The following is a 14,388-nucleotide window of genomic DNA, read 5'->3' on the forward strand; positions in this document are numbered from 1 at the left end:
GAGTTTGTGTCATGCGTGGGAAATTGTCACGGACATCCATGGAAACGCGCCCTGCCGGAACAGGGCGCGTGTGCTTTACGAGAACAAGGGTTCGAACAAGGTGGCTGCGAGGCGCCGGCTGATCTCTCCTCGCCAGATGGCGGGTTCGCCTGCGGGTGCCGTGGCCAGGTACCGCTGCGCTGGCGTTTTCAAGTGGGCCGCCTCGAAATCTCCGAAGCGTGGCTCAGCCTTGCGGTAGTGGAAGTGCGCGTAGAACAGTGGGTTTCCGCTGTCCCGATCCAGCACTTCGTATTCCTGCAGCCAATTGCGATTGCGTGGCGTGGTGCCCGATGCTTGCAAGCCCTCTACCCTGCGAATGGTTGCTTCACCCTCACTCACCAGGTATTCCAGGATTCCGCCAGTGGGAGCCTGCGAGGCTTTGCAATGCGCGATCCGGGCCTGTCTCCCCTCAGCGCGTAGCGCGGCGGCCTGCTGCTGCAGCCGTTGCATGAGCGGGCCCTGCTGCGCTCCGCCTGCGTCTTGCAGCTGTCGCAGCCGAAACTCCAGGTCCTGGCTTTCACCGATATAGAGGTCTTCGAGGTCTGCGGCTAATGTGCTCGGCCGATGGTAACGCTGCAGCCGCAGGCGCAGCGCCGGCAACTCCAGAAGGCGCGCCTCGGCCTGTTGAGCAAGAACGCTGACATCAACAGCCGGTTGAACAGTATCCCAGGCCGGTTGCTGCTCCGCCTGTACCCAACGCCGGTCGGGTTGGCGTATCCACCGCTCGGGGTTCTCGTTGAGCTGCCGGATTACCAGCACATCCGGTTCGCCTGAAACGGGCTCGCCCACGAGCAACAAATCACCCGCTTCGAACAGGCGGCGGCGGTCGGGTGCGGGCGTCCTGGACGCCTGTATCGGGGCCGCCGGAGTAGCATCATGGATTTTCTGTAATTCTTCGAGCAGCAACTCGCAATAGTGAAGGTCAAAATGTTCCGGGTAACTGACAGTAAGCCGGCGTACCGTGCGCATCAGGGCCTTGCTGCTCTCGCGTAGCTGGGCTTGTAGCCGCTGGCGCTGCTGGGGCGATAGATTCAAAGAGCCCGTATTATAGGCAGAGCGCGCAAGGCGGTCGAAACGCTCTCTGGCCGGTCGATAGGCTCGGCGCATATACAGCCAGGAAGGCAGGTTGGGATTGTCCCGGGGCGACAGGTCCAGCAGAAGCGCCAAGCGTATCAGCGTGCCATGGCGCCCCGCGAGCATCTGGCGAAGCTGGTCCTGGGATTGGTGCAGCCTTCGCCGATGCTCCTGCAGGCTTACACGCCGCTGCCATATCGAGGCGGCTTCCAGGCGTTGATCAATCTGGTTGGTCAGTTCCAGCGTTTCGCCCAAGGTAACCTGAATGCGCCGGGAGTGAGTAATCACCGTATCGACGCTCACCGGGACCGTGCCAGCGGCATCGAGCAGGCGGGTCACTTCCGCTCGCTGGGAAAGCGCGAGGTCTGTCAGGCGATCAGCTTCGGCGAGCGCCACCCTGATGGATAACTGGTACCTTGCGCACAGGGTGGCTGCTACCTGGCTTTGATCCTGTTCGAATTCAGCCCGTCGCCGCCCATGGCTCAGTACCCGGAGCGCTTCGAGGGTCTCGTGATAGGCCGTGGCGACCTCGACGAACCGGTCGGTCGCTTCGAACATCGCTCGGGCAGTGGCAGAGGTCTGGGGCGAACCATGCACCGCTTGATACGGTGCGGCGGCTTGCTTGAGCTGAGCATCGCTTTGTAGGGTCGCACGGCGCCGGGTTTGGCATTCACCGAGTAACTGCTGTTGCCGACGAAATTGAGCGTCGGTCCACCAGCGCGGCAGCAAGCGCCGTAGAGTGTCCGGCCACAGTGGGTCGAGTCGGTCCGCCAGGTAGCCCTGCACGCCACCGCCGCCCCGTAGGCCACCCTCGACCAGGCTGCCATACAGTTGACCATGGGTTTGCCAGCAACCACTTTCATCCAGCGCCACCGGCTGCCGGTAGCGGCGGGTGCGGGTTTGCTGTAGCCGCCAGGTTCGGTGGGTTGCATCCCACTCTACGGCGTAGGTGGTGCTACCGCGTAGGATGAAGTCGCCTTCAGGCTCTCGGTACACTTCGCGCCAGCGACCCTTGGTACCTGGCTGGGATGTCAGCGCCGTTGGCCGTTCATAGCCAGCGAAGGCCTGGTCTGCATGCCGCGCGTTCCACTTCGATAGTTGCCGGAAACGCCCCGCGCCGGGCAAGCCCTGGCGCAGTTGCCGCGCCCTTGCCGTCGCCGACAGGCTGGCCGAGCCTGAGCTAAGGCCGGCAGGGGAAAAATCGAACAAGACGTCGGTAATGGACAGCAGCACCGAGCGTGTGGCTTCAAGGCCCTTCGTGCTTTCTCCGGATGCAAAGGCACGGCCCGCTTCGATACCGGCTTCGATCGCATCGGCCAGTGCAATCAGGCTTCCCACGAAGGGCACAAAACCCAGTGCCATACGAATGTAGCTGACCGCCGTGCCCCGGCTCTGCAAAGCGTGCTCGAATACACGGTCGGTGTTGGATACCGAACTGTTCCTGTGCGCGGTAATCATGAGGCCCAGCTCCGCCAGGTATTGGTTGGCAGTGAGCGACTGCCACGTGGGCCAAGGCGCCCGGAATTCGATCAGCCGATGGTAGCCGCGCGCTAGCGCTTGGCTGACCTTGCTTTCCAGCGCACGCGCGTCGCCTTCGAGCGCCCGACCGCACAGGTAACGGCGCAGCCTCGTGTCGATGAACAGATCTTCCAGCGCCTCGGTCGCGGCCTTCAGGGTGGAATATTGGCTGAACCCATAGCCGTCCGGCGCCTGGGGCAGGTACAACACTGCGGTGTCGGTCGTCCGGTCGTGAAGTAAAACGACCCCCGCCAGGGGGCTGCCATGGCTGTGGCTGCGCTCATCGAAAACGGTCAGCGCGGCGGGACGCATCGTGATGTTCAGCCCTTCGCTTGCCCAGGCGTCAGCGGTAGTTGCGTGAAGCGCAACGCGTACTATTTGTCGGCCCCGCGCATCGAGGCGACGCTGTTGCCAGGCAATCAGCTCGTGCATCTCGAGCATCAAGGCATACGGCTGATACAGGGCTTCACGTTCCTCAGCGAGCGCCGAAGATTCGCCCGCCTGTAGATAAACGTCAGCGAGCAAGCGTTCATAATCGCCAGCCACGTCCAGATCGGGCAAGGTCTGGCGCAGCCATGCCAGGGTTATTGTCCCCTTGATGCGGTTGGCCTGAGGATGATGTTCAGGGGTGACGCCCACTTCGAGCAATTCGAGACGCTCGGCCATTGGCTCATCGATTTGTATGAGGGCCAGATCCTCCAGCGATAGCCGTTCGGTCTCTACCGAGGGGCGCGCCACCGAATGTATCGGTGTTCCGGGGCCCGCAGCCCCGCTGATCAGTTCGCCCACCCGGATCACGCGCATAGGTAGTGTGAGCGTTACGTGGCAGGGTGCGGTGAGGTCAAATTCCCGTTCCAATCGTTCACGTAACCTTTGCTCGACGTACGCCTGACGGGTAGGTAGCGTTCGACGTAACAGGCGTTCGCTGGCCTCGAGCGCGGCCGTATACCGGATGATCAACCCGGCAAGCTCCGTGCGTACATTTGCCGGGGTGCGGTCAAGCCATGTTCGGGCCTCGTCTCCCAGGCGCAGCGATCTGCGGACTTCCTCTGCCCGCGTCAAGGCCAACAGGCGGGGAGGGTTGAGTGGGACACAAAGCGTGTCCAGCGCTTCGAGCCGCGTGCGCTCAAGCGCCCCTGTGTCGTCTTTCGCATCAAAGGTGTGTGCGGCACGAAGGGCTGCAAGCTGGTCAGTCAAAACTTCGCTGAAAGCCGTCCAGCTTGCGGGGCGAAGCTTGATTCGGCGGTTCTCGTCGGCGCCCAGGGCGTTCGCCAACGCGTTCACGACATCCCGGCTGGTGTCGTGGGCGGTCCACCCACCATGAACGCCAAAGCGGTAAAGCAATACCCTTGGTGCCTGGGAAAAGTCGGTCAATGCCGTCAGGGTGGTCAGCGTGATGGCGCCTGCCCAGCTAGCGTGCTGTTCCCCGTCGTCAACTGCGACCTTGCCCAGCAAGTAGGCCTGCGGGGGCTCGCGTCCGTCGAGCAAAGGCTGCAAGCAGTAAAGGATTGCGCGGTATTCGTTGTCGCTGAGTGTGCCAAGAAGGTGATTCAACCGGGCCTCTGCCATGGCACCTGCCAGCTGCGTTTCTCGGTACGCGCGGTTGGTCGCAGTCGCGTCTGACAGGTGATCGAGCGCCAGCAACCATTCGACGTGCTCACGGCTTTGCTCATGCAAGCCCTGAAGGTCAGTGCAGGCTGCGACCAGGGCGTCCCAGGCGCTGACAGCGTCCGCCTCGCGCCCAGGGTCGAGTCGTTGCTCGATCAGATCGTGCCATTGGTCTACACCCGTCCATAACGTGGGAGGCACAGACGGGCTGTCGTCAATGGAAGGGATAACCTCGAAAGGGTCGATCAGGGGATCGGGGGTGAACGTAATAGGCATGGGCTGGCTCCACTGAACAGGGAGCCGACATTCAAGCGGGCCGCTGGTGTTTGCCGGTGTTACTTAGTGCTTGGCTCACGATGCGCTTCGGTAAGGCGATATTTCTTGACCTTATCGAACAGGGTGGTCTTGGCCATGCCCAGAACCTGGCTGGCCTGAGTAAGGTTGCCACCGTTGGCATTCAGCGCGTCCTCGAGAAGGCCCCGCTCGAAAGCCTCCACAGCTTCGGCAAAGTTCAACCGAGAAGCCTGTGCATGGCCGTGCTTGAACAGCGGCAACCCCAGCGCGTGGCGCTCAGCCACATTGCGCAGCTCGCGCACATTGCCTGGCCAGCTGTGAGCGGCCAGCGCCGAGAGCGTGGCGGGCGTCGCCGGCGGTACCTCGCGGTCGAACCTCAGCGCGGCCTGGCGCACGAAGTGGTCGAACAGCTCGGGTATGTCCTCACGTCGTTCACGCAGCGGAGCGATGGCAAGGGTGACCACATTCAGCCGATAGTAGAAATCGCTGCGCAAGTAGCGTTCGTAATTGCCATGAATCAGGTCGGCCTTGGTAGCTGCCAGTAGACGAATATCCACGTCTACAGGCTGGTTGGAGCCGAGCCGCTCCAGGGTTCGCTCCTGCAACACGCGAAGCATCTTCACTTGAAGCGGATCGGACATGCTTTCCACCTCGTCGAGAAACAACGTACCGCCATCGGCGTGTTCAACCTTGCCTATGCGCTGCGCATTGGCACCGCCAAACACATGAGCCTCATGGCCGAAGATTTCGCTTTCGAACATCGGCTCAGGCAACGCCGCGCAATTCAAGGCAACAAAAGGCTGGGAAGCGCGTCGGCTGAAATCATGCAGGCAGCGGGCAACCAGCTCTTTCCCGGTACCCGTCTCGCCCACAATGAGCACATTGGCCGGGGTGTCGGCCACATTGCTGATGGTTTCACGCAGGCTTCTCATGGCTGCGGAACCGCCGATCAAGCGTTGGTCCAGTGCTTCGCGGCCAGCAAGCCTGCGGCGCAACGACGACACTTCAAGCGCCAATGCCCGTTGTTCCAAGGCTCGCCGCACCACCTCCACAAGCCGCTCCGGAGAAAAGGGCTTTTCCATAAAGTCGTACGCGCCCTGGCGCATGGCGTTCACCGCCAAAGGAACATCGCCGTGCCCGGTAATCAATACCACCGGAAGGCTGGCGTCGATTGCCTTCAGCCGCGCCAGCAACTGAAGGCCGTCCATGCCCGGTAACCGGATGTCACTCACTACCACGCCCTGAAAATCCGCCCCGACCCGCTCCAGCGCGAGCTCCGCGCTGGCCACGCCCTCACTGGGGATGTCCTCAAGCCCCAGGGCCTGCTGGCAACCCAGCAATACATGAGGGTCATCCTCGACGATCAATACGCTCAAAGCTGCGTTCATGGCTGGGCGTTCCCGGGCTGTGCGTTGTACAAAGGCAGAATGAGGGTGAAGCTGGCGCCAGGGGTTGCCTCGGTGTCAAGGCGCAGTTGGCCGCCGGCGGCTGCGGCCAACTGCGCCGAAAGCGTGAGCCCCAGGCCAAGCCCCTGCTCGCCGGGTTTGGTAGTGAAGAAGGGTTCAAACAAGTGGGCGCGGCTCTCGGCATCGATACCCGGGCCATTGTCACTGACGGTGAGCTGATAATGCGTTTCCATGATCTGCCCTGTTATGTCTATTCGCGGGGCCGTTTCGCCCTCGAGCGCATCGAGTGCATTACCGATCAGGTTGATAAGGATCAGTTCAAGTCGCGTCTGGTCGATGCTCACTTGCGCCGGTTCCAGCGTGCAACCCAGCGTCAACGGCCGCGCCTGCAGGCGCTGATCCAGCACGCCCCGGGCCGTATCCACCGCGACGTCAACCTGGGCGCGGCCGCTGTGTTCACTGCCCCTGGCGAATGCTCGCAGGCTGGCAATGATCCGCCCAAGGCGATCAACCAGGTCGTTGATGGTGTGAAGGTTGGTGCTGGCGACGTCAAGGCGGCCCCGCTCCAGAAAACGTACCGTGTTTCCGGATAGCGTACGCAATGCCGCCAGGGGCTGGTTCAGCTCATGGGCGATACTGGTGGACATCTGGCCAATCGCGGCGAGTTTGCCGGCCCGCACCAGATCGTCCTGGGTGCGGCGCAAGGTCTGTTCGGCGTGGCGGCGCTCGCGAATCTGCTCCTTGAGCCGTTCGTTGCTGTTGCGCAGGTCCTGGGTGCGATCGGCGATTCGCTTTTCCAGCAGGCTGTTCGCCGCCTCCAATGCCTCGCGCGCAGCCAGGCGGGTAGCGATTACCTTGCGGCGCTCGTTGCGAGCAATCAACACGATCGCCATCAGGGCAAAAGCAATGGCGGCCAGAACGCCGTGGATGATGGACTCCCGCCGCTGGTCCTTTAACGGCGTGAGCAGCGTCATGCGCCAACGCGTATCTGTGATCGACAAGCTTTGAGCGAGGTAGCGGGCGGGGCGTACATGGCCGCCGCCGTCTTCCCGATTGAGTGTAAGCCGCTCGGCTCCAGCGCTCAGCGGCTCGCGCTCAAGCGGTTGCAACTCGCTTAGCGGTGCCCAGTAGTACTGGAGGCTGCGGGCCAGGCGTTCACGATGCTCGGCATCCAGCGGCTCTACCGACTTCAGCCGGCGAGTGGCGTCGCTGGACAGGATGATGATGCCGTTCTCGTCACTGACGAAGGCTTCCAGCCGGGCTTTTTGCCAGCGTGCTTCAAGCGCGTCAAGGCGTACCTTGACCACCGCCACGCCAATCAATGTGCCGTGGTCTCGTAGCCCATGGGCCAGAAAATAACCCGCCTCGCCGGTGGTGCTTCCTACTCCGTAATAGCGCCCGGGCCGTCCCTCGATCGCATCCTTGAAGTACGGGCGGAACGACAGGTCCTCCCCTACGAAACTGTCTTGCTCACGCCAGTTGCTGCTGGCGACGACGTGGCCTTGAAGGTCCATCAGGAAAATGGCGCGGCTGGCGCTGCGGGCCTGCAGCCCGCTCAGGTAAGCATTGACTGTCTGTTGCCCTTCAGGAGTAGGGCTGGTGAGCAGATCCAGAACACTGCGCTCGAGCTCCAGCACGCTGGGAAGGTAGGTGTATTTATCGAGCTCGCTTTCGACCGCGCGGGCGTGAAGCTCCAACTGGCGAGCGCCGCTGTCTGCCTGGTTGCGCAAACCGATGGCTTCGCTCAACAGGTAGCCGGCCAGGCCTATCACGGGAATAGCCAGGGCAGCCAGTGGCAGCAGCAGCCACCGGCGAATGAATGGGGTAATCACGGCAGCGAAGATGGTATTGGCAAGCGGGGCGCCATTTCAACACAGGCACACCCGCCCGCCAATGCTGGCGGAGCTCAATGGCTCAGGCGGCGCGGTGGTTGCCGTTGCTGATAACCGCCCGAGCCAGGTAGTTCTCGAGCCCCTGCTGCGCGGCATCGTCCAGGAACAGCCCCAGCTTGGTCCGCCGCCAGAGAATGTCCTCGGCCGAGCGCGCCCATTCCTCTTGAACGAGGTAATCGACTTCGCGGCTGTAGAGGCCCTCACCAAACAGCTGGCCCAGGTCGGACAAGCGTTCGCAGCCTTCCAAAAGCTTCCAGCCGCGTGCGCCATAAGTGACGGACCACCGCGCGGCCAGGGCGGCAGGCAACCAGGGTGCGCGAGCCTGGAATGCCTCGGCCAGTGCCTTTGGCGTGGTCATGCCTTCGCCACCCGGCAATGGCGCGTTGACGGTCCAGCCTGCGCCCATTTCAGGGAAGAAGGGCTTGAGCTGCGCCATGGCCGACTCCGCCAGCTTGCGATAAGTGGTGAGCTTGCCGCCGAACACGGACAGCAGCGGCGCCTGGCCGGGCTCGTGGCTCAGAGCAAGGGTGTAGTCACGGGTGATGGCCGATGGGTTATCGGACTCGTCGTTGCACAATGGGCGCACCCCGGAATACGTACGCAGGACGTCTTCGGCGGTGAGCTGGTGCTTGAAGTGGTCATTCACCACCCTGAGGATGTAGTCCGTTTCCTCGCGCGTGATCGCAACCTTGGACGGGTCACCGGTGTACTCGCGATCGGTGGTCCCGATGATGGTGAAGCGATCAAGGTAAGGAATCGCGAACACGATGCGCTGGTCAGTGTTTTGCAAAATGTAGGCGTGCTCGCCTTCATAGAGCCGCGGGACGATCAAATGGCTGCCCTGGATCAGGCGAATGCCGTAAGGCGAGGTCAGCTTGAGGTCTTCCCGGATGAAACGGGCGACCCAAGGGCCCGCAGCATTCACCAACGCCTTGGCCCGAACAGTGTAACGCTCACCCGCGGGCCCTTCGAGCTGCACTTCCCACACGCCATTGTTGCGTTGCGCCTGAAGGCAGCGCGTACGCGTGCGTACATGGGCGCCGTGCTCGCGCGCGGCGATGGCGTTGAGGGCTACGAGCCGAGCGTCATCTACCCAGCAATCGGAGTATTCGAACCCGCGCTTGAGGTCGGCCTTGAGTGGGTTTCGCGGCCCGAAGCGCAAGCTGCGTGAGGCCGGCAGCTTTTCACGCTTGCCCAGGTGATCGTAAAGGAACAGGCCCGCGCGGATCATCCAGGCCGGCCGCAGGTGCGGCTGATGGGGGAGCACAAACCGCATGGGCTTGACGATGTGTGGCGCTTTGGCCAGCAACACTTCACGTTCAGCCAAGGCTTCTCGCACCAGGCGGAATTCGTAATGCTCCAGATAGCGCAGCCCACCATGGATCAGCTTGCTGCTGGCTGATGACGTATGGCTGGCCAGATCGTCCTTTTCGCAAAGGAACACCGACAGCCCACGGCCAGCGGCATCCGCAGCGATGCCCACGCCATTGATACCGCCGCCGATCACCGCAACGTCGTAAAGGGTTTCGGTCGAAGCTGAGGTATCGGGCATGTGGGCCTCCAGGCGGATTCGAAATTTATCCGAACATCAAATGTTCATTTTCGAAAATGGTAGCCCAACATTCGCGCAGCCGCTACCCAATGATGATTGAAAATCTTCATCGGGTGAGCGGAAAACAACAATTATGAAAATGCGAGGAACCTTTGACCGGGGCTGAGCTTCACACCACGTCCAGGCGCACCTTGTGCTGGTTGAGCTGCTGAACAAGGGCCGGGGCTGGCGCGCTGTCCGTTACCAGGCAGTCGATCAGGGCGATCGAGCCCAGCCGTACCATGGCATTGCGGCCGAACTTGCTGGAGTCCGCCGCGAGGATGACCTGGCGCGCGTTGGCGATAATCGCTTGGGAGACCCGTACTTCCTGGTAATCGAAATCCAGCAGGCTGCCGTCTTCCTCGTCGATCCCACTGATGCCTACCAGTGCGTAATCCACCTTGAACTGGCTGATGAAGTCCACGCATGCCTGGCCCACCACGCCGCCGTCACGCCTTACGGTACCGCCGGCCAACAGCACCTCGAAATCCTCCTTTCCACTGAGGATGGACGCCACATGGATATTGTTGGTGATGATCTTCAGCTGGTTGTGGTTGAGCAAAGCGCGGGCGATGGATTCGGTGGTGGTACCGATATTGATGAACAGCGAAGCGTGGTCCGGGACCTGAGCCGCGATGGCTTCGGCGATCCGTTGTTTTTCATCGCGCATCTGGTCGGCGCGCATGGCGTATGCGGTGTTTTCGATGCTGGAATCGTAGGCAGCACCACCGTGGTAGCGGCGCAACAGCCCGCCCTCGGCAAGCTGGTTGATATCCCGGCGAATGGTTTGAGGCGTGACCACGAACAGTTGAGCCATCTCTTCGATGCTCACGTAGCCGCGCTCTCGCACCAGTTCGATGATCTGCTGCTGACGGGGGGGCAGGTTCATGGGAAGTCCTTGTCGCAGTAACAAAATTTTCCCATGATGCCGCAGCGCCCCCCGGTTTCGCTAGCCCGGTGCGGGCAGGGTGATCATTCGGCCCAGCCGCGGGTGCGCTCGACCGCCCGTTGCCAGCCCGCATAACTGGCCTGCCGCTGAGCTTCGTCTATCTGTGGCGTGAACGTACGTTCGATCACCGCCTTGTTGCGCAGCTCATCCAGGCTACCCCAGAAGCCAGAGGCCAGGCCCGCCAGATACGCTGCGCCCAGGGCCGTGGTCTCGCGCATTTGCGGCCGCTCCACCGGTGTGCCGAGGATGTCGGCCTGGAATTGCATCAGGAAGTTGTTGGCCACCGCGCCGCCATCCACCCGCAGTGCACTCAACCGTGCACCGGCATCCTGCTGCATGGCATCGAGTACATCACGGGTTTGATAGGCGATGGATTCCAGCGCGGCGCGAATGATGTGGTCCACCTTCACGCCACGGGTCAGGCCGAACAGCGCACCGCGAGCGTACGGGTCCCAGTAGGGCGCGCCCAGGCCTGTGAAGGCGGGCACCAGGTAAACGCCATTGCTGTCCTTTACCTTGGTGGCGAAATACTCGGTATCGAGGGCGTCATTGACTACCTTCAGCTCATCGCGCAACCACTGCACGGTGGAGCCCCCGTTGAACACCGCGCCTTCCAGTGCGTAAGCCACTTCGCCACGCGGGCCGCAAGCGAGGGTAGTGAGCAGGCCATGGCGGGACGATACCGCTTTGCTGCCGGTGTTCATCAACAGGAAGCAGCCCGTGCCGTAGGTGTTCTTGGCCTCGCCCGGGTTGACACACATCTGGCCGAATAGCGCGGCCTGCTGATCGCCGGCAATACCTGCGATGTCGATACCGCTTTTGGTCTGGCCATACACTTCAGACGACGAACGCACCTGCGGCAGCATCTGCTCAGGGATGTCCAGCACCTCCAGCATCCGCTTGTCCCACTGCAGCGTATGGATGTTGAACATCAAGGTGCGGGAAGCGTTGGTATAGTCGGTGACATGCACCTTGCCGCCAGTGAATTTCCAGATCAGCCAGGTATCCACCGTCCCGAACAGCAATTCGCCGCGCCGTGCGCGTTCGCGGCTTCCTTCCACATGGTCGAGAATCCACTTGACCTTGGTACCGGAAAAATAGGGGTCGATGACCAGGCCCGTGGTTTCGCGGATGTAATCCTCAAAGCCGTCGCGCTTGAGCTGTTCGCAGATTTCGGTACTGCGCCTGCATTGCCAGACGACAGCGTTATGGATCGGGCGGCCGGACGCTTTGTCCCATACCACGACGGTTTCCCGTTGGTTGGTAATGCCCAGTGCCGCCACCTGGGCATGGCTGAGGCCGGCTTGGGCGAGGGCTTCCACCATGGTCGCGCTTTGCGTGGCGAAGATTTCCATCGGGTCATGCTCTACCCACCCAGGTTGAGGATAGTGCTGAGCGAACTCTCGCTGGGCAGAGCAGACAACGTTGGCATCCCGGTCGAAGATGATTGCGCGGGAACTGGTAGTGCCTTGGTCAAGGGCGATGATGTAATTCTTGTCGTTCATGGCGGTTGCCTTGATTGTTGTTGGTTGGGTCGACTGTCACGCAGGTCAGGTCAGGACACGCGCGCATCGGCCTCTTTTGCGGGATCTTCGGCCGTGCTGGAAGTATGGCTTGCAGGGGAGGCGACCGGGAGATGGCGCGCCAGCAGCAGGCGATAGCTCACTGCCCCGAAGCATGCGCCCAGAATGGGAGCGGCGATGGGGATCACGAAGTAGGGAAGCTCGCGGCCACCGGTGAAGGCAATGTCGCCCCAGCCGGCCAGGAAGGTCATCAGCTTGGGGCCAAAATCCCGTGCCGGGTTCATGGCGAAGCCGGTCAGCGGCCCCATGGCGCTACCGATGACGGCAATCAGCAGCCCGATCAGCAGGGGGGCCAGAGGCCCACGCGGCAGGCCATTGTTGTCATCGGTAAGCGCCATGATGACGGCCATCAGGATGGCAGTGATCACCGCTTCCACAAGGAACGCCTGGCCATCGCTCAGCGCCGCGTTGGGGTAGGTAGAGAAGACGCTTGCCAGCTCCAGGCTCGCCTCGGTGCCACGTACCATCTGATGCGCGTGTTCATATTCGAAAAAAAGCGCGCTGTACAGGGTATATACCAAGGCTGCTCCGCAGAACGCGCCTGCCACCTGCGCAACGATATAAAACGGCAGCTTGCGCCGCTCGAAATCACCGAACAGGCACAGGGCAATACTGACGGCCGGGTTGAGATGCGCACCGGATACTCCAGCCGTAAGGTAGATCGCCATGCTTACGCCTACGCCCCAGATCACGCTGATTTCCCATAACCCGAAACTGGCGCCGGCAACCTTGAGAGCCGCGACGCAGCCGGTGCCGAAGAAGATCAGCAGGGCGGTGCCCAGGAACTCGGCCGTGCATTGGCCGGACAGCAGGGGCTTGCTTGCATCGTTGTACATCCAGTACCTCATTTTTGTTGTTGTTCAGCGTACCGTCACGCGGCGTGGCCACAAAATCAGCCGGCGACGTTCTCGGACGGAATAGACGAACTCAAGGCAAAAAGGTTCTGCCCTGCATTCGTAAACGAAAAAATATAACCAGTAAATGCGTATGTAAAGATCGGATTCGAACCTTTTTGAGTCAAAACCTTGCCCGAGCACGGGGGCCGCGCCAATTCGCGTCTTTGCATATAAGCTTGGGCTTCAAATCGTTGCTTCGGTTGCCGTCGAAACCATGACCCCCGCCATTGACCTGTTGAAGAAACACCGCGTCACCTATCAGGTCCATGCTTATGAGCATGATCCCAAAGCGCCTTCCTACGGGCTCGAAGCTGCCGAGAAGCTCGGGCTGGAGCCTGAGCGGGTATTCAAGACATTGCTTGCCGCCAGCGAGCGGCATGAGCTGCTGGTCGCAGTAGTGCCGGTGGTGGGGAGCCTGGACCTCAAGGCACTGGCCCAGGCTGCCGGGGTGAAGAAGTGTGACATGGCAGATCCTTTGGCCGCTCAGCGAGCCACGGGCTATCTGCTAGGGGGTATCAGCCCCCTGGGGCAAAAGAAACGCCTGCGCACGTTCATCGACGCGCGCGCAAGCGGCTTCGAAACTATATTCGTCAGTGCAGGGCGACGTGGCTTGGAAGTTGAACTGCCCGCCAGTGCATTGGCCACTCTCACTACAGCTGCGTTCGCGGCTATAGGGAAAGGCTGAGCGGGTAGACGGTGGAGTGCATCAGGGGGGTGTATGCATCTGGAGTATCACCAGGTTGATGTGTTTTCGAGCGGCCCCTTTGGCGGCAATCCGACCATTGTGTATCGCCTGGACCGCTGGCTGCCCGATGAGCTGCTGCAGCGGATAGCCACTGAACATAACCTTTCACAAACCGCTTTCGTGGTTCGCGAGGGAGGAGGGTGGCGCATCCGCTGGTTTACCCCGCGTGTGGAGGTGCCACTGTGCGGTCATGCCACGTTGGCCGCAGCCCATGTGCTGCAGCTGATCTACGCTGAAGCGTCAGACACGCTGGAGTTCATCAGCCGCAGCGGCCCACTCATCGTGAGCCGTGACAGCGAGCGCTTGTGGCTGGACCTGCCAGCCCAATACCCCGACGAGGAGGGTGTAAGCCTGGAGGTCCAGCGTGCCTTGGGCGTGGATATCATCGACGTGCTAGGCGCCAATGAGTTGTTCGTGGTGCTGGAGTCCGAGGCGGCGGTGCGTGCCTGCCAGCCCGACTTCGCGGCCTTGGGGCGGCTGATGTGGATCGGGGTAGTGATTACCGCGCGAGGTGAGCAGCACGACTTTGTCTCCCGGTTTTTCGCGCCCCGCCTGGGCATTCCAGAAGACGCTGTAACGGGCACAACTCACTGTAGCCTGGTCCCATACTGGGCCCGGCGGCTTCGCAAGAACACGCTCAGCGCGTACCAGTGCTCCCGGCGCGGTGGCCAACTGGCCTGCCGGTTGGAGGGTGAGCGGGTTCACATCGGGGGCCAGGTAACGCTGATGGCTTCCGGGCGGTTGCTCGCGGGGGTGGGTGCGGAGCAGGGAGCCGCCTGAGCGGCGATGCCAG

9 protein-coding genes are annotated in these 14,388 nt (G+C 61.8%); 2 read left to right on the plus strand and 7 right to left on the minus strand.

Annotation, left to right across the window (positions count from 1 at the left end):
• Nucleotides 1–75: 75 nt before the first annotated feature.
• The 7 genes from G7016_RS18985 to G7016_RS19015 form a co-directional block, all read right to left on the minus strand.
• Nucleotides 76–4,515 carry a hypothetical protein gene (locus tag G7016_RS18985; protein ID WP_181117278.1) on the minus strand — a complete coding sequence of 1,480 codons (4,440 nt, stop codon included), beginning with the start codon at nt 4,513–4,515 and terminating at the stop codon, nt 76–78.
• 59 nt (nt 4,516–4,574) lie between these two features.
• A complete protein-coding gene (locus tag G7016_RS18990; RefSeq protein WP_181117279.1) occupies nt 4,575–5,921 on the minus strand; it encodes a sigma-54-dependent transcriptional regulator in 1,347 nt (448 codons plus the stop codon).
• Nucleotides 5,918–7,783, minus strand: a complete 1,866-nt coding sequence (locus tag G7016_RS18995; protein ID WP_375139184.1) for a sensor histidine kinase — start codon at nt 7,781–7,783, stop codon at nt 5,918–5,920. Before G7016_RS18995 ends, G7016_RS18990 begins: the two co-directional genes overlap by 4 nt.
• A 70-nt stretch (nt 7,784–7,853) precedes the next feature.
• Nucleotides 7,854–9,383 carry a glycerol-3-phosphate dehydrogenase gene (gene glpD / locus G7016_RS19000; protein WP_181117281.1) on the minus strand — a complete coding sequence of 510 codons (1,530 nt, stop codon included), beginning with the start codon at nt 9,381–9,383 and terminating at the stop codon, nt 7,854–7,856.
• A 169-nt stretch (nt 9,384–9,552) separates the two neighbouring features.
• Complete coding sequence (locus G7016_RS19005; RefSeq protein ID WP_181117282.1) at nt 9,553–10,311, minus strand: DeoR family transcriptional regulator; 759 nt, start codon at nt 10,309–10,311, stop codon at nt 9,553–9,555.
• Nucleotides 10,312–10,394: 83 nt separating this feature from the next.
• The gene (gene glpK / locus G7016_RS19010; protein ID WP_181117283.1) at nt 10,395–11,876 is read right to left on the minus strand and encodes a glycerol kinase GlpK; all 1,482 of its coding nucleotides are present in this window, start codon (nt 11,874–11,876) and stop codon (nt 10,395–10,397) included.
• A gap of 50 nt (nt 11,877–11,926) precedes the next feature.
• Nucleotides 11,927–12,790, minus strand: coding sequence for an MIP/aquaporin family protein (locus G7016_RS19015; RefSeq protein WP_181117284.1), 864 nt, complete (start codon nt 12,788–12,790; stop codon nt 11,927–11,929).
• A gap of 274 nt (nt 12,791–13,064) precedes the next feature.
• Here G7016_RS19015 and ybaK point away from each other — a divergent pair, with 274 nt between their 5' ends.
• Together ybaK and G7016_RS19025 are read left to right on the plus strand one after the other, a co-directional pair.
• On the plus strand, nt 13,065–13,535 hold the full coding sequence (gene ybaK / locus G7016_RS19020; RefSeq protein WP_181117285.1) for a Cys-tRNA(Pro) deacylase: 471 nt from the start codon (nt 13,065–13,067) through the stop codon (nt 13,533–13,535).
• 33 nt (nt 13,536–13,568) lie between these two features.
• A complete protein-coding gene (locus tag G7016_RS19025; protein ID WP_181117286.1) occupies nt 13,569–14,375 on the plus strand; it encodes a PhzF family phenazine biosynthesis protein in 807 nt (268 codons plus the stop codon).
• Nucleotides 14,376–14,388: the final 13 nt, after the last annotated feature.

It is taken from the genome of Pseudomonas japonica, assembly GCF_013522925.1.
In the GTDB taxonomy this organism is placed as follows: domain Bacteria; phylum Pseudomonadota; class Gammaproteobacteria; order Pseudomonadales; family Pseudomonadaceae; genus Aquipseudomonas; species Aquipseudomonas japonica_A.